General features: G+C 43.9%; 21 protein-coding genes. 6 read left to right on the forward strand and 15 right to left on the reverse strand.

The window, feature by feature from the left end; translation table 11 throughout:
* Positions 1–28: 28 nt before the first annotated feature.
* The 3 genes from nhaC to RBH91_RS21415 all read right to left on the reverse strand — a co-directional run bounded on the left by nhaC (position 29) and on the right by RBH91_RS21415 (position 4196).
* A complete protein-coding gene (gene nhaC, locus RBH91_RS21405) occupies positions 29–1426 on the reverse strand; it encodes a Na+/H+ antiporter NhaC (RefSeq protein WP_307892875.1) in 1398 nt (465 codons plus the stop codon).
* Between the two features lie 331 nt (positions 1427–1757).
* Positions 1758–3185 carry an aspartate ammonia-lyase gene (gene aspA / locus RBH91_RS21410; RefSeq protein WP_076759712.1) on the reverse strand — a complete coding sequence of 476 codons (1428 nt, stop codon included), beginning with the start codon at positions 3183–3185 and terminating at the stop codon, positions 1758–1760.
* A gap of 21 nt (positions 3186–3206) precedes the next feature.
* The gene (locus RBH91_RS21415; RefSeq protein ID WP_307892876.1) at positions 3207–4196 is read right to left on the reverse strand and encodes an asparaginase; all 990 of its coding nucleotides are present in this window, start codon (positions 4194–4196) and stop codon (positions 3207–3209) included.
* A gap of 213 nt (positions 4197–4409) precedes the next feature.
* On the opposite strand from RBH91_RS21415, the gene RBH91_RS21420 reads away from it, so the two are divergent.
* On the forward strand, positions 4410–4757 hold the full coding sequence (locus tag RBH91_RS21420) for a helix-turn-helix domain-containing protein (RefSeq protein WP_076759718.1): 348 nt from the start codon (positions 4410–4412) through the stop codon (positions 4755–4757).
* A gap of 77 nt (positions 4758–4834) precedes the next feature.
* Here RBH91_RS21420 and RBH91_RS21425 read toward each other — a convergent pair whose 3' ends face one another.
* Positions 4835–5881, reverse strand: a complete 1047-nt coding sequence (locus RBH91_RS21425; protein ID WP_307892877.1) for a lactonase family protein — start codon at positions 5879–5881, stop codon at positions 4835–4837.
* Between the two features lie 171 nt (positions 5882–6052).
* Between RBH91_RS21425 and RBH91_RS21430 the strand changes: the two genes are divergently transcribed.
* The 3 genes from RBH91_RS21430 to RBH91_RS21440 all read left to right on the forward strand — a co-directional run bounded on the left by RBH91_RS21430 (position 6053) and on the right by RBH91_RS21440 (position 7039).
* On the forward strand, positions 6053–6235 hold the full coding sequence (locus RBH91_RS21430; protein WP_307892878.1) for a hypothetical protein: 183 nt from the start codon (positions 6053–6055) through the stop codon (positions 6233–6235).
* Positions 6236–6267: 32 nt separating this feature from the next.
* Positions 6268–6462, forward strand: coding sequence for a hypothetical protein (locus RBH91_RS21435; protein ID WP_307892879.1), 195 nt, complete (start codon positions 6268–6270; stop codon positions 6460–6462).
* Positions 6463–6790: 328 nt separating this feature from the next.
* Positions 6791–7039 (forward strand): hypothetical protein, encoded by a 249-nt coding sequence (locus RBH91_RS21440; protein WP_076759731.1) that lies wholly within the window; start codon positions 6791–6793, stop codon positions 7037–7039.
* A 33-nt stretch (positions 7040–7072) separates the two neighbouring features.
* Here RBH91_RS21440 and RBH91_RS21445 read toward each other — a convergent pair whose 3' ends face one another.
* A complete protein-coding gene (locus tag RBH91_RS21445; RefSeq protein WP_307892880.1) occupies positions 7073–7924 on the reverse strand; it encodes a polysaccharide deacetylase family protein in 852 nt (283 codons plus the stop codon).
* A gap of 61 nt (positions 7925–7985) precedes the next feature.
* Positions 7986–9410 carry a MocR-like pyridoxine biosynthesis transcription factor PdxR gene (gene pdxR / locus RBH91_RS21450; RefSeq protein ID WP_307892881.1) on the reverse strand — a complete coding sequence of 475 codons (1425 nt, stop codon included), beginning with the start codon at positions 9408–9410 and terminating at the stop codon, positions 7986–7988.
* A 94-nt stretch (positions 9411–9504) separates the two neighbouring features.
* Here pdxR and RBH91_RS21455 point away from each other — a divergent pair, with 94 nt between their 5' ends.
* Positions 9505–10053: a pyridoxamine 5'-phosphate oxidase family protein gene (locus tag RBH91_RS21455; protein ID WP_307892882.1), complete on the forward strand. Its 549-nt coding sequence runs from the start codon at positions 9505–9507 to the stop codon at positions 10051–10053.
* A gap of 43 nt (positions 10054–10096) precedes the next feature.
* Here RBH91_RS21455 and RBH91_RS21460 read toward each other — a convergent pair whose 3' ends face one another.
* Complete coding sequence (locus RBH91_RS21460) at positions 10097–12346, reverse strand: glycosyltransferase (protein WP_307892883.1); 2250 nt, start codon at positions 12344–12346, stop codon at positions 10097–10099.
* 657 nt (positions 12347–13003) lie between these two features.
* Between RBH91_RS21460 and RBH91_RS21465 the strand changes: the two genes are divergently transcribed.
* The gene (locus RBH91_RS21465; RefSeq protein WP_307892884.1) at positions 13004–14356 is read left to right on the forward strand and encodes a citrate/malate transporter CimH; all 1353 of its coding nucleotides are present in this window, start codon (positions 13004–13006) and stop codon (positions 14354–14356) included.
* Between the two features lie 73 nt (positions 14357–14429).
* Here the strand turns inward: RBH91_RS21465 and RBH91_RS21470 are convergent, their stop codons facing one another.
* From RBH91_RS21470 to RBH91_RS21505, 8 genes are all read right to left on the reverse strand, one after another.
* A complete protein-coding gene (locus tag RBH91_RS21470) occupies positions 14430–15251 on the reverse strand; it encodes a glycerophosphodiester phosphodiesterase (protein WP_307894821.1) in 822 nt (273 codons plus the stop codon).
* Positions 15252–15429: 178 nt separating this feature from the next.
* On the reverse strand, positions 15430–15699 hold the full coding sequence (locus tag RBH91_RS21475) for an excalibur calcium-binding domain-containing protein (protein WP_076759743.1): 270 nt from the start codon (positions 15697–15699) through the stop codon (positions 15430–15432).
* Positions 15700–15870: 171 nt separating this feature from the next.
* Positions 15871–16506, reverse strand: coding sequence for a hypothetical protein (locus tag RBH91_RS21480; RefSeq protein ID WP_307894822.1), 636 nt, complete (start codon positions 16504–16506; stop codon positions 15871–15873).
* 127 nt (positions 16507–16633) lie between these two features.
* A complete protein-coding gene (locus RBH91_RS21485) occupies positions 16634–17419 on the reverse strand; it encodes a hypothetical protein (RefSeq protein ID WP_307892885.1) in 786 nt (261 codons plus the stop codon).
* A gap of 21 nt (positions 17420–17440) precedes the next feature.
* Positions 17441–19297: a ribonuclease YeeF family protein gene (locus RBH91_RS21490; RefSeq protein ID WP_307892886.1), complete on the reverse strand. Its 1857-nt coding sequence runs from the start codon at positions 19295–19297 to the stop codon at positions 17441–17443.
* A 52-nt stretch (positions 19298–19349) separates the two neighbouring features.
* Positions 19350–19778, reverse strand: coding sequence for a YwqH-like family protein (locus tag RBH91_RS21495; RefSeq protein WP_076759753.1), 429 nt, complete (start codon positions 19776–19778; stop codon positions 19350–19352).
* Between the two features lie 187 nt (positions 19779–19965).
* The gene (locus tag RBH91_RS21500; protein WP_307892887.1) at positions 19966–21882 is read right to left on the reverse strand and encodes a lipoteichoic acid synthase; all 1917 of its coding nucleotides are present in this window, start codon (positions 21880–21882) and stop codon (positions 19966–19968) included.
* A 317-nt stretch (positions 21883–22199) separates the two neighbouring features.
* Complete coding sequence (locus RBH91_RS21505) at positions 22200–22760, reverse strand: YfjD family protein (protein ID WP_404802523.1); 561 nt, start codon at positions 22758–22760, stop codon at positions 22200–22202.
* Positions 22761–22766: the final 6 nt, after the last annotated feature.

The following is a 22766-nucleotide window of genomic DNA, read 5'->3' on the forward strand; positions in this document are numbered from 1 at the left end:
GTACCTCCAAAGATTTGTTAAAGATCAGCTACTGCACCGGCGAATCCTTTTTGTTCGTATACCAGATAAATTTCCCTGTATATCCATAAATAATAGCAATTCCAATGGAAACAAAGCTCAGCCACATGAACGGCAGATAAGAGAAGGTCGAGACGCCGAGAATACTAGCCATGTATATTCCGTTATCTGACCACGGAACCATTCCCGATGTCATCGTACCCCCGACCTCCGCGTTTCTTGACAGTACTCTCCGGTCAATATTCAGCTTGTCATAGCTTTTTTCCATGATTTTCGGCGTTAAAATCAGCGAGACATACATCGCGCTGCCAAACACATTGGCCAAGAAGGCGACGATGATGGTTGAGAACGTTACATTTCCGGCCGATGTCAGCTTTTTCTGGAACTTCGAAACAATCACTTTCAGAACACCTAAATGCTCAAGCAGCCCGCCAAAACCGAGTCCAAGAATAATGACAACGACAGAGCCAAGCATTCCCTCTATTCCGCCGCGGTTTAAAAGCTTGTCCAAAAACTCGATCCCCGAGTCGATTGAAAAACCGTCGTAAGCTGTTCCAATCGCATCGGCAAAATTCATTCCTTGGAATACCGCCGCCCAAATCGCGCCTAAGAGAGCACCGATTGCAATCGTCGGTACCGACGGCTTTCTCATCGCCAGCAGAACGATGACAATGACAGCCGGAATCAGCATCCAAATGTGAATATCAAACGTGTTCTGCAAAGACGATTTCAAAAATTCAACTTTAGCCAAGTCTACATTTTTACTTCCATAAATAAAGCCCGTAATTGTAAACAGTATCGCCGTGATCACATATGCGGGAACGGATAAATACAGCATCGCTCTGACATGGGTGATGACTTCGACCTTTGATAAAGAAGAAGCGAGCACTGTACTGTCGGAAAGCGGTGATAATTTATCCCCGAAATAGGCTCCTGACAAAACGGCTCCGGCGACTAGCGGGAGAGGAAGTCCAAGCCCTTCCCCGATGGCCATCATGGCAATTCCGGCTGTCCCGACGGTTCCCCAGGACGTTCCTGTTGCGACAGAGGTAATCGAACAAATAATGAGCGTGGCGAGCAGGAATATGCTCGGGTGAATAAACTCAAGCCCGTAAAAAATCAAAGTCGGCACAACCCCGCCGGCTATCCATGTGCCGATCAGAGCACCGACAGCAATCAGGATGAGTATCGCTTCAAGTCCATTTGATATCCCTGTTGTAATCGATTTTTGCAAATCCTCATATTTGTGCCCGAGACGCAGTCCGAGCAAGATCACCAAAAACCATGAAATGAACAATGCCAGCTGTATGGGTAACTCAAACATAACTGTAAATGAACAAACTATTGCTAAGAATGCACCTAGTACACAAATGATTTCGAGCATTGACGGCAACCGTATATTTTTCATCTCCTAATTCCCCCTTATTAAATGAAACGCTTACAAAAGAAACTACATAAAAATAGCAATTTACTTCAAGTTTTTCTTAAAAATTTAAATAACAAAACACAGTATATCATGAAAAAGGCAACTTTCACAGGCTGTGATGACGGCGGTATTTGGATAGGACGTCCGTGTAATCAGCCGCCGTTCCTTTCATCCGCAGCGTATGCAAGAAAGCTGGCACATTCATACTTCACCGCTGTTCTCCTTTTTCCTCTTAAAGCTTTTAAAGGAAAGCGAAAACACTCTGTATTCTATCCCGGTAAAATGATTCAGAGTGTTTCCGCCTGTCTCCCAATTAATCCCGATTTAAAAGCTCAGCCCCGGCAATACCCGGTTTTGTCATTTCAAACGGATTTAAAATCAGATCTAGCTCTTCTTCTGTCAATACATCATTTTGCAGACATAAATCGCGGACCGACTGACCTGTCAGAATGGCTTCTCTCGCAATTCTGGCGGCTGCTTCATACCCGAGGTGCGGGTTTACGGCCGTAATAACGCCTGCGCTTTTTTCTACATATGCTTCTAAACGTTTTTCATTTGCTTCAATGCCTGCCAAACAATGATCCGTAAAGGAACGGAATCCGTTATTCATGATGCTGATCGATTGAAGAAGGTTGAACACGAGTACAGGTTCCATGACATTCAGTTCGAGCTGGCCTGCTTCAGAAGCCAAGCAGATCGTATGATCGTTTCCGATCACCTGGAATGCGATCTGGTTGATCAGCTCGGCCATGACAGGATTGACTTTCCCAGGCATGATCGATGACCCCGGCTGTCTCGCCGGCAGAGAAATCTCAGCCAGTCCCGCACGCGGACCAGATGCCATTAACCTAAGGTCATTCGCGATTTTGGACATGTTCATCATGCAGACTTTCAATGCCGCGGATACTTCTGTGTAAGCGTCTGTATTTTGAGTTGCATCAACTAGATGGTCAGCGCCGACGAGCGGAAGGCCGCTGATGTCCGCCAAGTATGTGACGACATGTTCAATATAGCGCGGGTCTGCATTCAATCCCGTTCCCACCGCGGTGGCGCCCATATTGACTTCATACAGATGCTGACGCGACTGTTTAATCCGCTTGATGTCGCGCTCGATGACGCGGCTGTACGCTTCAAACTCCTGGCCCAGACGAATCGGAACAGCATCCTGGAGATGAGTGCGCCCCATTTTAATGACATGGTCAAAGTCGCTTGCTTTTTTCTTAAAGGTTTCAAGCATGTAATCCATCGTATGCAGCAGCTTTTCCAGCAGCTTGAGCGTCGAAATGTGGATGGCCGTTGGGAATACATCGTTTGTTGATTGCGACATGTTGACGTGTGTATTCGGACTTAAATGAATATATTCCCCTTTGCTGTGGCCAAGCAGTTCAAGCGCACGGTTTCCGATGACTTCGTTCGCATTCATGTTCATTGAAGTCCCGGCACCGCCCTGAATCGGATCAACGATAAATTGATCATGAAGCTTGCCTTCGATAATCTCATCGGCCGCTTGGACGATCGCTTCGCCGAGGCCTTTATAGAGGCGTTTCGTTTCCATATTGGCGAGTGCGGCTGCTTTTTTTACCACAGCCAATGCTTTGATCATTTCCTCGTGAACCTTATACCCTGTGATAGGAAAATTCTCTGCTGCCCGTAATGTTTGAATACCGTAGTAGACATCGGCCGGGATATTTTTTTCTCCGAGAAAATCCTTTTCCGTCCGATATGTCATCTGAGCTTTCATTTGATAACCCTGCTTTCTTTTTTAAATGATGATGTCGTCTGCAATCGGTGTTTCCATGATTTTTTTAACCTCGCCGGGCTCTCCGGTTTTCCCTAAGGCCCACATGAGCTTAGGTACGATGGCTTCGGTGTTCATATTTCTGGAGCGGATAATGGCATCCTGGTTAACCTTTCGGCCGACCTCATAAATGCTCATGTCTTCTCCTTCTTCAAGGCATTGCGTCGTAATGGCAACGATGATCCCGTAATCGATCAGCTCGTTTACTTTTTCCAAAAGGTTTCTTTCCTCAAAAGGAATGCCGCCGCTTCCGTAACTCTCTATGACAATGCCTTTATATGAATCTTTCAGACAATCCAAAAACTCAGGCTTTAATCCAGGATGCAATTTTAAAAGACAAACATCTGTGTTCAAGGAAGTATCGATCTTCAATGTGTTCGGCTTCACTTCAGAAACCCGTTTGTTATACTCGATTTCCTTGTCGTGGATAAAAGCGATATAAGGATAATTGATGCTTTCAAAAGCATCGTAGCTTTTCGTTCTTAATTTGATCGCTCTCGTTCCCAAAATGACACGTCCGTCAAAGACGACGTACACTCCGCCAATCCCGTCACAGGCAAAGCGGACCGCATCTTTAATATTCTTTTTTGCATCCGTTTTCTTAAATGTGATCGGAACCTGAGAACCCGTAATCACGACAGGCTTATCCACACTCTGAAGCATGTATGAAAGCGCTGCCGATGTGTAGGCCATCGTGTCTGTACCGTGTGTGATCACAAACCCGTCATAGCGGCTGTAGTTCTCAAAAACCGCATCCGCCATTTTCACCCAGTGTTCAGGCTGCATATTTGTACTGTCTATATCCATTAAAGATTGGCAATCTATCGTATAATTGGAGTGGTCATCAGTTAAATAGCTGAGAAGCTCTTCCGCTTTAACCCCCGGAGCCAGTCCGTTTTCTCCTTCTACTGAAGCAATGGTCCCGCCGGTGGTTAACAGCAGTAATTTTTTCATGTGCTACACCTCTTTAAGAAGTAGTTTTATATCGTCTAATGCATGATCATTGTATAAAAGAAGGCTGACATATAAGCATTGTATACGCTTTATGCGTACCTTTAATGCAATTATAGTCTTCAAATGTGAAATAATCAAGAAACATTATTCATTTCGCGTACACTTTTACTCATTATGTGCTATAATCACTGTGAATCAAAAGGAGCGTAATATATGAATTTAGATCGATTAACTACACTGAGAAAAGATAAAAAATGGTCACTGCAATATACAGCCGACCGCCTCGGTATTGCGAAAAGCACTTATGCGGGGTATGAATCAGGCTATCGCCGCCCTTCTTTAGAGGCTCTGATCGAAATCGCTGATTTATTCAACACCTCAACCGATTATTTGCTTGGCAGAGTTGACGATCTCCATAATGGGAAGCGAAAAAACAAATCCATTGAACTGACGGAATGGGACAAGCTCAAGCTGACGGTCGATGGGGCGCTTCTTTCTGAAGAAGAAATCAAGCAGATGGTGGCGTTTATCAAGGTCAAAAAAGAACTTGACGCGGGGTAAAATGACAGCGATTAACTAGTTTTATATAAAGCTAAAAAACTTGATTGGCCTATCTGCCAATCAAGTTTTTTTCGTTTTTACATGTTTGAAAATTTCACACAAACCGCTTCAGGAGCAGGAACCTCAGACTGTAAAAGCGACAGCCTGCCCGTTTTTTGATCCCTTTCAAATAATGTCAGTGTCCCTGTCTCCTGATTGGAAGCAATCAAAAATTGTTCAGTAGGATCAAGAACAAAGTCGCGCGGCCATTGCCCTGCAGTTGCAACGTGTTCAACCAAGGAAAGCTCGCCCGAATATTCGTTGACACTGAAGACAGCGATGCTGTCATGTCCGCGGTTTGAAGCGTATACAAACCTGCCGTCTTTCGCGACGTGGATCGCGCCTCCCTGGCTTGCACCGTCAAAATCTTCGGGCAATGCGGAGATGACTTGCAGCTCACGGAATTCACCCAAAGCAGGATGATATTCAAGCACGACGACTTCATTGCTCAGCTCAGTCATCACATATGCGTACTTTTCTTTCGGATGAAACACGATATGTCTCGGTCCGGATCCTGGTGCAACGGCATGGCTTTTCACTTCTTCTAGCTTGCCTTCCTGCAATCGATAAGTGATCACCTTGTCGATTCCCAGATCAACGGCCACCACATAGTTTTCATCAGGTGTAAAACCGGCATAATGAGTATGCGCTTTTTCCTGTCTCTCATGCGGACCTGTCCCCTCATGCTTCGCTTCTGAATCCGGCTCCAGTAAGCCGCGGCTTTCGTTTAAAGGATAAGACGCAATCGTTCCGCTGTGATAATTGGCGGAAAGAACATAGCGATTATCATCATCGACACTGACGTGACACGGTGATGGTCCGTCTCCAGTTTGTTTATTGACGAGAGTCAGTTCTCCTGTCAGCCCGTCAACCTGATATGCGGCAACACCGCCTTTATCGCCGTCCTTTGCAACGGCGTAAAGCATTTTATTGTCTTTGGCGATGTTCAAATATGTCGGACTTCCCAATTTTGCAGCGAGCTTTGGCGTGCTCAACGATTTTTTTTCCGTATCCAGCTCGAATGTATAAATCCCTTCGCTGTCTGCTTTTGTATATGTTCCGATATAACCTCTGTACTTTGTCATATGATCCTCTCCTTTCCGATACGGTTATCCCTATTTTAACTCACAAGAGCTGAATAAGCATGGAATGGTTTGCAAAAAATCATAACTCTCACATGAAAAACACCCTTTTAAAATACTCTTAAATAGATGCGGTCACCGGTAAGCCTGAGTTCGTTTAAAGGGGTGTTCAATATGACGAATATCATGATTGTTGAAGACTCGAAGACATTCAGGAGCTGTTGCGCAGCCGTTTGGAAAAATACGGTTACCAAACTGCGGTACAGCATCAGGGAGAAAGACTTGATGCTGTTTCTTGGTGTTGAAAACGATGAATTGACAAAAATTCGAAACCTTTCAATTCTTTTTTTCGTATAAAAACGATATTATATTTTTGAGGAGGTCTTCATATGATCATTTTCATTATCGGACTCATCGTACTGCTGCTCATCCTTCATTCCGCCTCGGCACCGTCTGGCAGAAGGGGTTCAGATGGCGGATCTTCATCTTTCTTCTTTGGCGGTTCTGACTCATACGACTCAGGAAGCGGCGATTCATGGGGAGGAGACGGAGGCGGAGATGGAGGCGGGGGCGGCGGAGATTGATCGTTTCCGCAACGCGGCATAAACAGCAGTTTCACCTCTCTCTATTGGCAACGGCTGCATCCTCATGCGGCTGGCAGCCGGATCATCCATTTCTCCTACCTTTCAACCTTTCATATTCATATCAGCGGCGGCCCTAAAAAAATAATCTCCCTTTAAAGTTTTGTTTAACCTGACGGCGGATTGGGAAAGATGTAAAGACAACATGAACCCACTTTAAAATTGATTCAAAAGTCACAAAAAATTGATTTTAAGACATAACATGTAAAACTTTACGCCCTCTTGTTCGATATTAAAAGAAGAAGTTCATGACGAGGAGGTTTTTTCCCATATGATCATTTTACTGGTTTTATTTGCACTGCTGATCCTGTATTCATTCTTTTTTGATAAAAGAAACAACAGATCCTATCAAAAACCGGCTAAAAGTAAAACATCGGTCCGGCAGGCATCCTCACCGCCTGTTTTCTTGAAAGTGATAGAGTCTGCGCCCGGCCAGGAAGGACGCCGGCAGCCTTCTGAAGGAATGCGTCCGAATCTTCGGCTTGTAATGGACGCGACAAAACAGCATCCAGAAAAATAAAAAAGGCGGCACCTCCGAGAAAGCCGCCTTTTTTTATTGCCTGTTATGTTCCACTGTTCTTCCAAAGGCTTCAGGCGACATACCCGGCGAGATGCGGACCCGATGCAGCGCATACATCCCCTGATCTCTTGAAGCCGCCCCAGGCTCTGTTGTCACAGCCATTTTATAGCCCGCTTTTTCAGCCAGTCCCAGCGTGTCTTCATTATAGCGCCCGACCGGATAACTCAGCAGCGCTGTTTCTTGATTGAACATGCCGTCAAACAATGTTTTGGAACGCGTCATTTCATTCAGCTGCTGTTCAGGTGTCAATCCGTTCAGCTCGACATGATTGATCGTATGGCTTTCAATCGAAATCCCGTTTCGGCTCATTTCTTCCATTTGTTTTTCGGTTAAATGATTCTTTCTGCCAACCGATTTGCCAATCATAAAAATCGTCGCCTTCATCCCGTTTTCTTTCAAAATCGGGTAGGCTTTCGCAAAATTGTCTGTATAGCCGTCATCAAATGTAATCAACACACATTTTTCACGCGGCATTTGATCTTGCGTTAAAACGATATAAGCTTCTTCAGGCGTCAGTGTATAATAGCCGTTTTCTTTGAGCCATTTCATATGTCCGCGGAATTCTTCCTCCGGTACGCGCAGACTGTTCCCAGATGAGATGCTGTGATACATGAGAATCGGAATGCGGGCCGGGCCTTTCACTTTTATCCAAGCGGATGTATCAAGATTCTCTTTGTTTTGCTGAGGTTCCTTTTTTGACTGCTTTGGCGCTTTTTGCACCGCTTTTGGTACTGTCTTTTCTTCTCCTCTTGCTTCATGGCTTGCGCATCCGTACAGAGCACTTGTCAGAATAAACAGCAGAAGAATCAGCTTCGTTTTTTTCACCATTTTTCCCGCTTTCTATTAACTGGATCCATCTTAATATCGGTCTGGCACCGCCATTTTTTTACCATTCCCGCAGGAATGATGAAAACCATGCTTTATGCAGTCGGCTGATCCCTTCTTCAATTTCTGTTTCAGAAAGTCCTCCAAATCCCGCCATTATAACGGAAGAGGTGCTGTCATGAGGATGAATCCAAAAATCTGATACGGGATAAACCTTTACACCAAGCTTTTCTGCTTTTTGTATGATATCGTCCGCCTGCCGTTTGATCCTCAATAAAATATGGAGCCCCGCTTTTTCCCCGATGATTTCTGCTTCATCCCCGAAATGCTTTTCAATAGCTGATATCAATGTTTTATGCTTTTCCTGGTACACTTTTTTCATTTTTCGAATGTGTCTTTCAAAAAAGCCTTCTTTCATAAACAAATACATCGCTCTTTGAATGATAGGAGAGGAAGCCTGGCTGTAGCGGCCGAGCTTTTCCTGAAACTGGTCTGTCAGCCCCGCAGGCAGGACGATATAACTCAATCTGGCCGCCGGGAGAAAGGATTTTGAAAAGGTCCCTAAATAAATGACATTTTCCTTTGTATCGAGCGCTTTTAAAGACGGAATAGGCTGTCCCTGATAGCGGAATTCACTGTCATAGTCATCTTCGATAATGTAGGCGCCATGATGATAAGCCCACTCCAGCAATTTCAACCTCTTTTGAATCGGAAGCACCATCCCACACGGAAACTGATGGGATGGCGTAATGTAGACGAGTTTCGCCCGGCTTTCCTCCAATTGTGACAAATCAATCCCATCCGGCTCCAAACCGATTGGCTGAATGGCGCATCCATGGTTCAGAAAAACGGAGCGTACACCGTCATAACCCGGATTTTCCGCCGCAACTAAACCGCCCTTAATAGAGAACAGCTGACAAAGCAGGCTGACCGCATACTGCGTACCTGAACAGATGACAATTTGCTCCGGCGAACAGCGCACACCCCTTGCCTGAAATAAATATTTCGCCAATTCTGTTCGCAGGCCAATATCACCTTTATGATCACCGTACAAAAATAAATCTGGTTCTCCACTGTTCAATGCATCTTGCAGACACCGCTTCCATGTTTTGTGTGGAAAATGGCTTAAATCGATATTACCATACTTAAAATCATATTTTGCCGCGGACTCTCTCCTGGTTTCTTGGGGTTCACGAGATGTATGATCCTGAAATTGACTGATCGGCATCAGTGTTTTTTCCAGGGGGAGCACTTTTAAGCCGATTCTTGCCCTGCTCTCCGTATAGCCTTCGGCAGTCAGCTGCTGATAGGCGCTCTCAACGGTATTTTTGCTTAGATTTAAATGCTCGCATAAATAGCGGATCGACGGAAGAAACGTCCCGGGGGGCAAACCGCCGGTTTCAATTTCTTTTTTTATATATTGGTAGAGCTGAATATATAAAGGTGTTCTTAGTTTTTTATTGAGTAAAGGAGTTAGTTCTATCATGATCTGACCTCATCAAGTTTTCTATTATTGTCTCTTTTTAAAGGGACAATAACAACCTAAAATCATGATAACAATGAAAAGGAGCGTGAATGCAATGAACCATACAATTCGCCATAAACAACTAGCCTGCACAGATACAAAAAAGATTGACCAATTTTTAGAAGAGGCACAAACCGGATACCTCGGTTTGGCCGCTCACGGAGACCCCTATGTCATTCCTTTGAATTTCGTTTGGAAAAACGGCTTCATTTATTTTCACGGGGCATCTGAGGGACGAAAAGTGGATATGCTTCATGAAAATCCAAACGTATGCTTTACGGTCAGTGAACAATACGGAACAATGGTTCACCCGATTCCCGCAAAAACAGATACCGCATATATGAGCGTCATTCTTTTTGGAAAAGCGGCTGTCATCTCAGACTTAGATGAAGCCACATCCGCCATGCAGGCTCTCCTTGATAAATACGTACCGGGCTACTACAGTTCTCCGCTTCACAAAGCCCATGTAGAAAAGTACAGATCGTCTTTGGGAAGCAAAACCTTTATTTTTAAAATCCGGCCATTCGACATAACCGCTAAAGAAAACGAGCTGAATCAAAGCATGAAATTTGAACAGGGGCGGACTGTACATGAAGATCGATGATAAAAAAGACCCGCAGCTTATGCTGCCGGGTCTCCCTGAACTATCAGGCAGATGCCCCGCCCGAATGTTCATCGAGAAATTTCAGTCCCGCCGTATATCGCTTTCTTTTCTTTTTTGTCCAGCAAACGAGCGCCGGCCTTTGATCCGGATGTTTCTCATCGATTGAAATCAAGACGTTTCCGTTGATATCAAGCGGTACATCGGTTTCTATTTGACAGCCTGACAGACTGATATCCTTGATTACAATCTGATGCGGATTCTGATCTGAAGCTGCCGGAAACAGCAGCGTCCCCATTCCTTGAAAAACCTCGCGGACATATTTTCTTTTAAATGCATCCGGGCTTTTTTCTGTTTTCATCAAAAAGCGCACAGCTGTTGATAGTGTATCAGCGCGCTTTTCCCGATCAGCTTTTTTCGCATTTTCCTCATTAAACATGTAGCCGATCAGCTTGATATACAGTTCGCGCTCCATCTCCTCAAACCGCAGTCCGATTTCAATATCTTCCCCGTCTTTCGTCGTCCAGATCACTTGAACAGGCACTTTTCCGACCTTGTCAAGCACGAGGCTGTCAACTTGATAATACACCTCGGCATCATTCGTATAAGGCAGTCTGATGCGCGCCCCGGTATCGCTTACGTCTTTCAGTTCACACTGATGTTTTTGATCCGAGCTGCTTGTCGAAAAGGATGCCGTATTGTTGATGCTGAAACGCTCAGAGCTTCGGAACCTCGGCCTGTCAAAAGCAACGAGCAGCGCTAGTATAAGCCCCGCCATATTATAAAGAACCCAGAATAAATTATATGACGTCACATTGATATCAAACGTATGAAGAATCAGATAATCATAGAGCGTTTTGCCGAGAGCCGCAATCGTCATGCCAAGCAGAATGGCGCAAGGATAGGCTGTCATATATTTGAATTTCCGCCGGTCGGTATTGACTCCTTTAGGGGTTACTTTAAAGTCAAACCGTTTTTTGAATATAAATTCAGATAAAGCCGACATCGCCATATGCGGAGCCATGGACGTATCATATATATGGCTCCAGCTCATGCTGCGCTGCCTGTCGGAGACGGCTTTGAATGAAAGATAGGAGCCCAAAAACGCAGGCAGCCAAAAAGAAGTAATCGACCATAGATCAGTCTTTAAGCTATGTATGCCGAATAACAAAAACAACAGCGGCGCTAAAATGTATACCATTTTAAAAACACCGAAAAACCAAAAGAGAATGCCGTCAAAGTAAAGGAGACGCTGCATTGGGGTCAGGCCCTTTAAGAAAAGCGGGTTCCACTTCTTGCCGCACTGAATGTTTCCCCTGCACCAGCGGTCACGCTGTTTCAGTAAATCCGTCCATGTTTCAGGCGCCAGGCCGACAGCCAGCACCTCGCTGACAAAAACAGATTGATATTTCGTTTGCAGCAGCATCCCCGTCGCCATATCTTCCGTAATCACGCCGGTCGCAAAACCGCCGATTTCCTCTAAAGCCGTTCTTCTGAAAACAGTATTGCTGCCGACATACATCACTGCATTAAAACGGTCTTTCCCGGCTTGAAGCCTCCTCATAAAAAAGTCCTGCTCATTCGGGATATTCGCGCCTGAGAACAGGTTGTACTGATAAGGATCTTCGTTATAAAAGGCCTGCGGCGTTTGAACAAAAGCCACCTTTTTCTTCTTAAAATAGCCGACGGTCTTTCGCAAAAACGAAGGCAGCGGCACCATATCGGCATCCATCGTCACAATCAGTTCGCCGCTCGAACAGCTCATGGCATGATTCAAGTTGCCAGCCTTCGCATGCTCGTTGTTTTCTCTCATCAAATAATGAACACCGAACGCTTCAGCCAGCTTTTTTATGTCTGAACGCTTCCCGTCATCACAAAGATAAATATTGACAAGCTCTTTGGGATAATCCAGGTTAAGGCATCCGGCCACCGATTTTTTCAGGACATGGCGTTCCTCGTTGTAGGTGGCAATTAAAATATCAACGCTCGGCCATTGGTCTTGATCATCCAGCAGCTCGGGATTCCGCTTTTTTTCCTTCCAAACGAGCGTATAAAAGATCAGCAGCTGAAAAAATCCGATGCACTCGGTTGCAACCAGGATCACACCCATTGCTGTATCGGCTGGTCCCGAGCTCGGCAAAGTAAAGCCAAACCGCCAGACAATATAAACGCCGTTTGTGATCAGACACATGATGATCAAAGGCTTTTTAAAACGCGGACTTTTTCTGCAGCCTAAAAAACCGATAAGGATCAGCGCAATCATCGCTGCAGGATAGTAGTGTAGTATATATTCCATGTTCTTCTCCTATTCATTTAAGTAAGATAAAAAAACCCCGTTCATCAGGGTCTTTCATTAAAAATCTCCGTTTCTTTTTTGCACTCGAATATATTACCACTTTTCAACCTGAATTACCTTAAAAAATATATAAAATATATTTCTTTGTGATGATAATACAAATATTTATAAGACTATTGACTCTATAAATAAACAACTTAAAGTATCATAATCTTTTTTATTTGATATATATTCTATATTCAATCAAAAACGGAAGCTTTCATTGGATATTTAGCCGAGCTTGTACCATTTGTCGCAAATGCTTTCACGAGCTGTGCCTGAAAGCCGGCTGTTTAAAACAGCTGTCATCAAGAAAAAAGGTCTCGATGCCTAAATCTATGATTTATTTTTGACGGATTAACAGCCGTTTTGTGTCGTTTTTTTTTGAAAAAACAGGTAATTCGGGAAGCATGGTCTATGCCGGCTATCATTTGTGCACAGAAAAACGATATGAAACGTGCCGTTTTATGAAATCAACCTGTAAGCAGGCTGTGGCAAAACCCGTGTGAAGATCAGTAGGCCTTCTTTCACGGTTGTCTGAATTTTGATTTTTTTAGTATACTTAATTTAGTTAAATAACTCAGCAAAGGGATTGCACTTAAGAATGGGGGAAAGTATATGGAAGCAAAGTCAAAAGTTCAACATATTCCTTTTCAAACATCGAATGAAAAGGACGAAAACTTTATTGCCAAAGCAATGAATATAAAAGTCGGCATTATTCCGCTGCCCGTATATTTGCTGCTGCTGGCTTTGATCGCAACATTTGTGTATATGCATGATCTAAAAAGCGATATTTTGACCGCAATCGCTGTCACGGGGTTTTTCGGCTTCACATTCGCGCAAATCGGAAAATCCATTCCGTTCATCCGTTCTGTTGGCGGCGCCGCGATTCTCGCTACATTTATACCTTCGGCCATCGTCTATTATCACTTGATTCCTGAAGATATTGTAAAATCAACGACTGAATTTACAGAAAACTCAAACTTTCTTTATCTATTTATTGCCTCCATTGTGGTCGGCAGCATTTTAGGGATGAAAAGAGAAACGCTGATCAAAGCATTTCTTAAAATTTTTATCCCGCTGATTGCCGGGTCCATTGCTGCGGGAGCTGTCGGCTTAATCGTCGGCACAATGCTCGGCGTTGGATTTCAGCATACACTGTTGTATATTGTCATTCCGATCATGGCCGGAGGAGTCGGAGAAGGAGCCATCCCGCTGTCCATCGGCTATTCGGAGATTATGCATATGTCTCAAGGAGAAGCTTTCGCATTAGTGATTCCTTCTATTATGTTTGGAAGCTTAAGCGCCGTCATTTTGTCAGGGGTTTTAAATGTGATCGGAAAGAAAAAGCCGGCATGGACGGGCAATGGAAAAGTCGACCGTTCCGAAAGTGATGATTCGTTTTTGCTCGAGAACAACGATCAAGAAAAAGAAAGCGTTTTTAATCTCTCCAATTTTGCGTCTGGCGGGATACTGGCTGTTTCACTATATTTAGTCGGCATGCTCTCCCATGACTTATTTGGATTTCCTGCACCTGTCATGATGCTCTTGCTTGCCGTTGCCATTAAACTGTTTCGTTTGGCGCCCGCTAATTTAGAAAGCGGAGCCTTCAGTGTATCACGCTTCTTTTCGACTGCTGTGACTTATCCGCTGCTTTTCGCCATCGGTGTTTCAATGACACCGTGGGACAAACTGATCGCTGCATTTAATCTTGCCAACATTATTACGATCGTTTCTGTCGTGGTCACCATGATGACAGTCGGCTTTTTCACCGGAAAATGGCTGAATATGTACCCGATCGAAACCGCCATCATCAACGCTTGCCATTCCGGTCAGGGAGGTACGGGGGACATCGCCATTCTCAGCGCGGCTGAACGTCTTGAGCTTATGCCGTTTGCCCAAGTATCCACTAGGATCGGCGGAGCGATCACCGTCACACTTACATTGTTGTTGCTGGCCCAATTCTATTGATGAATCAAGAGCCTGCAGTGTTCCGCAGGCTCTCAGCTGTTCATACTGCCTCCTGATAAGAAGCGCGTTTTTTTTAACGTGTTTTTTTCGGCACGTAATCCGGGTAGTCTGTCACAATCCCGTCCACCCCAGCCTGCAAAAGCGGCGCAACTTCAGCGCGTGAACGGACGGTCCACGGCGTAATTTTCATTCCAAGCGCATGAATCCGGGAAACGAGTGTAGCATCGGCCGCCACATTTTTTAAGTTGGCGTTCACATAGTCGGCATATCCGGAGAATTCCTTCAGTTTGACATTTGTTAAGTCTGAGCTGAGCCAAGTTAAAACGCCTGTCGGCATGGATGGAAGCAGTTCATGAATCTTTCGTACCGACTCAAAGTTAAATGATTGAATGATCACTTTATCATGCTTGGGCTTATCCATCCGACGTTCTTTCAGTGCGGCCGCCACTTTTTCTTCAATTCCCGGGTAGCGTGCAGGCTCCTTTAATTCAATCAGCATGCCGATCTTTCCTTTATATCGATCAAGCACTTCTTCAAATGTCGGAATGCGCTCACCGGTAAACTCAGATCCGAAATAGCTGCCAGCATCAAGCTTGCGAAGCTCATCAAGCGTCAGATCCTGAACTGGAACCGGAAGCTGTGAATCAATGTCTGTCGTGCGGTTCACAGTTGTATCATGGATGACGACAAGCTCCCCGTCCTTTGACATCTGAACATCTAATTCAATATAATCCGATTTCATTTTCAGCGCCCGTTCAAAAGCAGCCATTGTGTTTTCAGGCGCATATCCCGAGGCGCCTCTGTGCGCGATCACATCCACTATGTGAGGCTTCGCAGCAATCGTATTAGACGCAAACATCACTGAACCGAAAGAAATCCCGATCAATAAAGACATCACCCATTTTTTTAAACCCGTCGGCACATTATCCACTCCCCTTTTGCTCTTTACTTGCCATTCGCTACAAAAGTATAGCTTTATACTGTAAAGATTATGTTTCAGCAGTCTTTCATTTTCATAAAGCATCCATCAATCAAAAAAAGATCCCTCATTTGAGGAATCTGTAACATATACCTTAACGTTCACAAGCAATCTTATCTTTGTCACGGTCAAGCTTTTTATTGGCGTCATACAACGATTTTGATACATAAGGCTTGTACTTCGTTTTTCCGCCTTTGTTTTTCACTGATTTAGCGCGGGAAACGCCGCCTTTATAGACTTTATTTAACGCCTTGCAATTTTTATACGTTTTCACCTTTGTTTTTGCTTCTGCCGCATCTCCGGTGCTATAGGAAAAACCGATGATGAGACCTATTGAAAGCAAAGCAGCAAACCATTTTTTCATCTTTATGCCCCCCGGGTTTATTTATGTATCTGTTTTTATCATAAGCGATTTCACGGCGACCATCAAGAAAAATATGACATTTTATTGAATAAAAAGTATCAAATCACTTAAAATGACACCGGTCTTTTTGTCCTGGTTTTTTCAGCAAACAAAAAACCGGCCGATGCCGGTTCAGCTTTTATATTGAAGTCCGCAGGCTTTCTTTAACACTGCACCAATTTCATAAGACAATTCTTTCGGATGAATGCACAACTTATCTTCAAGGGGGTGCTTCCAATCGCCGTCCTTTATCAGTTTAACGGCATAATGCCCAGCTGGGTCGTTCTCCGGAAACCACTCTACATCCAACACTAGGTTCTCTTCATGATGTTTGAGCTGGAGCAGATCCTGTTTAAAATGAGACAGCCATGCCTTGCTGTCAGGGGCTAATTCGTCAGGATTTATATCCGTTAATGAGTGATGGAGTACAGTCCAGCCGGTTGGGATGCGCAGCCTCAGCAAATTGCCGGGGGCACTATTTCTCTCTTTCCAAATCACCTCTTCCAACCGTTCGACTAACTCGTCATACGGAATATTTGAAATGTCCTGTTTTTGATCGGCATTGAAGATCCGGATGGTATAGCAAAGCTCTCCGGCACCATCAACTTGTACGATGTCTGCGGTTTTTGTATGTTCCAATATCAGCAATTTTTGGCGGCGTTCTCGAATCGGTTTTTGATATAAATGATTTTCTTTAACCTTCCAGCCATCTTGAATTCTTAAAGGATGCAATTTGAAAAAATAATGAAAGATCGTCAACCGTCTCACTTCCCATATCATGAATAGCCTAAAACGCCATCCCCGCCTCTGGATTTGCCCTCTCAAATACAAGCCTATTCGCAGGATTTCGATTTAGAACGAAGATATAAAAAAACTTGAAGATCAAATCTTCAAGTTAATCTGTCATCTGGTAGATCCTGATTTGGCTGAGAAGGTCAGAGTTGTGGCTGCTTAAAACAGCAATTTTATCATGAGCGAGAAATCTCCCTCTTAAAAATTTCATCTGCTTCCCAGGCTCCAATGTGATCTGCTCCCCTTGATTGGACAATTCAATGATGTCTTCTTGTACAAACATTGCCGTTTCACCCGAATAATGGACATCATGAGGTTTATAATTGGATTTCAGAAATATGCTGTCCCCGTTGGATGGATACACAGTATATCTGTTGTTTCTGGTATTCGCGATGATTTCCAGCCGATCCATGTCATAGCGGATCACCGGCAAATCCTTTGTTTCTGACCAAAAAGAGTAGAACGGCTCATATTTGGCCTTTACATAAGCACTGTCGATCTTCATAAAAGCATTATCAGTCATGCTGTATCGGTAAAAATCTTCATCATAGGTGACAAAAACAATCTCATCGCTTCCCCAAACATAATATTTGGACAGAACGGGAAGTTCCGCTTTTACATCGCATGCCTGATGATTCATTTTTTTTAGGTTGAAATAAAACAATCGTTGTTCATCATGGAAAAAAAGGGCTAATTCTTCCGTCAAGGTGTTTTTAAAAGAAGCATCAATAACGATGTCCTCTAAACCAATCTCTTTTATCACATTTAAATGGGCGTCCAGCACCGTGATTCCTTCATAGTCGTCATTGATGACAATGTTGTCGGAAAACACTTCCATAAAATAAATATCTTTTTCAATATCGGTTTGATTAAGTTCACGTAATTTCATGGTTATTTCCTTTCAGCACAGTTATTTTATGAATTTAGAAATCGATTTATTTGGGTCAGCTTTGCTTTCGTCCAAGACACCGCTGATCGGATCCGCTTCCCCTAAATGTTTCCTCCCTGTACGGTCAAAAACTTCTATATGGGAAGCTTCCCCTACATGAAGCGTATCACGGTAATAATACAGACCGTCTTTTTCGTAGACTTGAGCGCCCTTCACCCGGATTTTCGTTCTTTTAAAGTCATCACCGCTGAGAAAAGTCTCATGGTCCTGCGGCACTCTTTTTTCTTTTACATAAGCACGGTTGCTCTTATTGAGCTTCTCGTATAATTCTCTTCTTTTTTCCTTGCTGTAGTGATTGCCATTATGAGCGACATAATCTTTTTGCGACATGCCTTCCGGTTTCGGGTTCCACTTCGGTTTAGAGCGCCTGCCGCCATCCTTCACCGAAAACGCCATCAGATCATGAAGCGGTTTTTTCTCCACGCCGATTCTGCCTAGCGCTGGTCCGGCATGTGTAGCCAGCTGTTCAACGCGGATTCCGACCGGCACTTCAATCTTGCCTAGGCTCTTTTTGACTTTGTCGACTGCCTGTTTAGCCCGGTTCAGCTTGTCATTGACCCATTTGCTGCTGTGGGTATTGTGCGGAAGGTTTTTCACAGGAAGTTTGTCGGCGTAGCGTGCGGCAGCCCCGGCGCCTGTAATGGCAAACGCATTGAATAGGCTTTGTTTGCGTTGTTCATCCGATAATTGGTTTCCGAACATATCCCTTCCCGTCATCGCTTCTCCAAAACCGTTCGCTGCGGTTAAACCGTAAATCCCGTATTCCGCTTTTTTCAAGTAGTCAAGCGATTTCGCAGATTTGTAAGCGTCAAGGGCATGTTCAGCGGTGTTGAGGCCTTTGGCTGTTTTATAAATGGCTTTGCCGCCTTTAAAGGCACGCCCAGCCCAGCCGACAACCGGGATGAATCCAGCTGCGGCCATTGCGCCTGCGGAGACCCGCTCTGCGGCGGTAAGCTTTTCACCTGTAACAGGGTCTATTCCTTCTGACGCTCTCTTATAATCATAATAGCCCGTCACTTCCCCGGTAAAGGTGCAAGCCGTACCCCACGCTTTTTCATACCATGGCCTGTTTTCCAGCTCCTCCTGCTCTTTCGCGATCCGCCTTGCATCTTCCTGCTCTTTTTTAATCGTAAGATATTCCGACGTCCCTTTTTCCACTTCATCTTTAAGCTCGTAGATGTCGCTGTTGTGATAAGCTTTGGCATCAAAGTAAATGGGAGACGCTTCATTGCCGTGCTGTGTTGCTTGAGCAAGCGCTCCATACAAGCCCAGAACAAAACGTTCTTCCGTTTCTGATAAAGCGTACTCCGATTTTAAGTCTTCATCAAACTGATTCACTTTTTCAACCGTTTCTTCCCGTTCTTTTTTCGCTTTGTTCAGATGCGTTTCAAAGGTCTCGGTTGAAAACGTTTCTAACATTATGATGTCATCGATATCGTCAAAGATTTTTTGCAGCTCTTTTTTTTGTTCCGAAACGATGGACTTTGATGTGGTGTAAGCATTTGACAAATCATTTTCTAAAAAGTCACCTTTGACGACCGTATCTCCGGAAAGGTCGAGGTCTTCGGAAGCGCCGGAAATGCCGTCTAAAAATGCGATCTGTTTATCAATCAGGCCGAGCCATGCATCTGCAACATCAGCCTGAGCCTGATAAAAATCTTTAATGGCTTCAGCGCCTTCTCCCTGAAAGTGATCTCCCAGATTCATAACACCGTGAAATTGCTTCTTTAAAGCACTGATTTGCTCTCTTAAATCTTGATATTGTTGTGAACGTTCTTTCATCGCAGAGACCAAGGTTTTTGCTTCGTAGATTTTCATCGGTCTTAAGCCCTTTCTTTTTTATTGTCGATTGAATCACGATCCTGGAGGCCTAGAACAAGCGCCTTGTTAAATCACTGATGGTGCTGCCCAATTCTTCTAGGGCTTCCTCTCCTTTAGTAAGAAGCTGATCTGCCGTATGCGCCAGCCCCCTTGCAGCGGATAAAGCACCCTGCTCTATTTCCAGCAAAACAATCTTGGACTGAATCCTCGTTTTATAGCTTTCATAATCATCGGTTATGATGTTTTGCATCTCATTGTATGCTTCATCTCTTGACTCATCAAACGTTTCCGATCGGCTCCCTTGCCATGAGGAACCGAGACTGGGATTGCGAATCTTTTTGATTTCTTCCAAAGACGTATTTTGTTCCGTTTCAATTTTATTTTTTGCCCGTTTCAGCCTTGATATCTTTTCTTCAAGATCGGCTGATTGATTTGAAATCGCGGCATGTATTCGATCTAACATATCTGAATAGCTCACTGAACCGTCACCTCTGAATTTAAAATGAGGGTTATATTTTTGAATATTCACAAAAAGACATATGTAGGACTTTTTCCATAATTTAAATTATAAGGCTGAAAGTAACAGAGATGAATAGGAAAATATACTCTTTTTGAACAGAAAAAAACCGCCCGACGTCTAATTGCGTCATAGGCGGTTTTCGGTGTTATTCGCTTTTTTCTTTTCCATAATGATATTGTGACGGATCAACAGGTGTAAAGTCTGAAAGCTTATGGAATCTCAATAAATCTTTATAAAGAACCTGGTCAGACAGATCAAGCTGTTCAGACACCTGGGATTGCAGGTTTTCAGTTTCTTGATTTGGTTTGATTTCTTTTCCGGTTTTTGTATCATACACCGTCGTGTCGATCATTGTGTATTTTGGTGTGACATAGTTGCCGTTTCTGAAGGCAACGGTTTCGTCATGATCTTTAGAAAAGAGATCTGTTCCAAAGTTGATATTGTTTTTGCTTTCGATTCCTTGCAGGTGAAGAAGTGTCGGCATGACATCCATTTCTCCGCCATACGTATGATTGACTCCGCCTTCTTTGCCAGGCACACGAATCAAGAGCGGAACGCGCTGGTTCATCGCATTTTGATATGGTGTAATCTCTTTTCCTAATACTTCTTTCATCGCTCGGTTGTGATTTTCAGAAATTCCGTTGTGATCCCCATATATGATGATGACGGAGTCATCATATAGACCGGCTTCTTTGAGCTCTTTAAAGAATTCTTCAAGCGCCTCATCAAGATAGCGGGCTGTCTGGAAGTATCCGTCCACCGTTTTATCACCTGTCGTTCCCTTCTCAAGGGTAGCGTCCTCATCATCCAGAATAAATGGATAATGGTTCGTCAGTGTGATTAAATGGGCGTAAAACGGCTGTTTGAGCGATTTCAGCTTCGGAATCGATTCTTTAAAGAACGGCTTATCCTTCAAGCCAAGGTTGACAAGGTTCTCTTCTGACATGTCATATGTGCTGGCATCGAAGAATTTGTCATAGCCAATCTGCTTGTACACCTGGTCACGATTCCAGAATGACTTGTAGTCCCCGTGCATAACGGCGCTCGTATAACCCTCTTTTTGATTTAAAATCGCCGGCAGGGATTGATACGTATTTTGTCCTTTTGTCACAAAGGCACTGCCTTCAGGGAGCCCGTAAAGGCTGTTGTCCATCATCAATTCGGCGTCAGCCGTTTTGCCTTGACCCGTCTGATGGAAAAAGTTATCGAAATACATCATGTCGTCCTGGCCGTGAGCCAACTTATTCAGAAACGGCGTGACCTCTTTGCCGTTCAGTTTATAATCAATCAAAAACGTCTGGAAGCTTTCCAGGTGAATCTTGATGATGTTCTTTCCTTCTGCAGCACCGAAGTATTCAGCATTCGGCTTCGCATAATGAGAGCTTGTATAATTGACAACGCTCGTCAAATCATCGCTGCTTGCATATGCTTTTTGGCTCGCGTTTTGAGCGGCCTGCACACCATCATAGACCATGTAATTATAAGGCCCCAGGTATTTGACGATATAATTTCGGTCAAATGTTCTTGTCAAAAGCTCGGGGCGGTCTTTTTCGGCAACGGACAGATTGATGAAAAATAAGAGCACACCGCTCACAACGACGATTGCAGCCCATCTTTTCTTCAAACTGGAAGCCTTGATTTCAGGTATCTTCACACATAATGCAATCAATATGACAAGGTCAAGGAAATAGATCGCATCATGGAAAGCCATGATATCAAAAACGCCATCTGACATATTGCCGAGGTTTCCGGCTTGTTTAAGATTTGCAAAAGTCAAAAAGTCATCAAAGAAACGGTAAAATAGTACATTCGCATATAAAGCGAACGTCATGACAGCATCAATGATGATGATCCATACCGCTGAACGCCGGCCTTTCGCAAACAAGGCCAAGCCGAGTGCAGCAATTGTAAAGCTGAATGGATTAATAAATAACAGAATCTGCTGCGTGGTTCCTTTCACGCCCAAATTAAATTCTAAAAAGTAAGAAGCATAGGTTTTAGCCCATACAAAAATGACAGCTAACAAAAAAAAGCTTAGCTTATGAGAGAATATTTTTTTCATGATAACCTCTACCTTTTTAACATTTTCTGACCGCTATCTGTTTCAGTCAATGAAACGCAGGAGACGAAATTAATTTATTATTCTACTAAAAATCTCAATGCATATTCAAGCATCACGGCTGCTAAAATCCCTCATCAGCTTATGCCTGTACAGCTCCCGGCCTCATCCGAAAACAGCCCGATGCGGAAAAAATTCCACATTCTATATAGGCAGCCTTTAAGTAAGACGAATCAATTCCCCCAAAGGTTTCAAAAACCTTTTCGAATTTACAGGCGCCATCTGGAGAATTGATTTGATGGCGCCGTTTTCTGAAACGATTAAATATCTTTATGAAATGTATTCAAATAAGCTTTTCTTTGTGCTTCTGTAAACTGCCCGATCCAGTCTGCACGCGCTTCCTCTGTCATGTATTGCAAGAGGTGCAGTTCCACCGCTTTATAAAACTCAGGTTCAGGGAGAATGTTGTAAGTCGGAATCCGCACCAATCCGTTCGCGCGCGTCTGAATCAGCACATCCATAAAGAAAATGCCTTTCGGGCTGTAGCGGTGCCGGCCCATTTTGATGCTTTTGATGTCTTTAATATTGACGGATTTTTTTCCTGAGAACAGCCGGCCGTCTTCTCCTTCTATGATGCTGAAGATGACGCTGCCTTTTTTCGTGAAAGCGGGAAAAGCGATTAAAAATAAGACAAAGAAAAAGAAGCTGAATAATAGCCCTGCGGGTATAGCCAACAGATAAAATTTTGTTTGAAAAGTGATCCCCATATAGAACATCCACAAACTCGCTGCTCCCAGCCCAAATGAGCCTAGGAATAGCCAGACCCTGAAGAACATTTTGCTTTTTACTTCTATCGGCAATTTGTTATTTCTGATCGTCATTCCCTC

The organism is Bacillus swezeyi, from assembly GCF_030908325.1.
Classification (GTDB): domain Bacteria; phylum Bacillota; class Bacilli; order Bacillales; family Bacillaceae; genus Bacillus; species Bacillus swezeyi.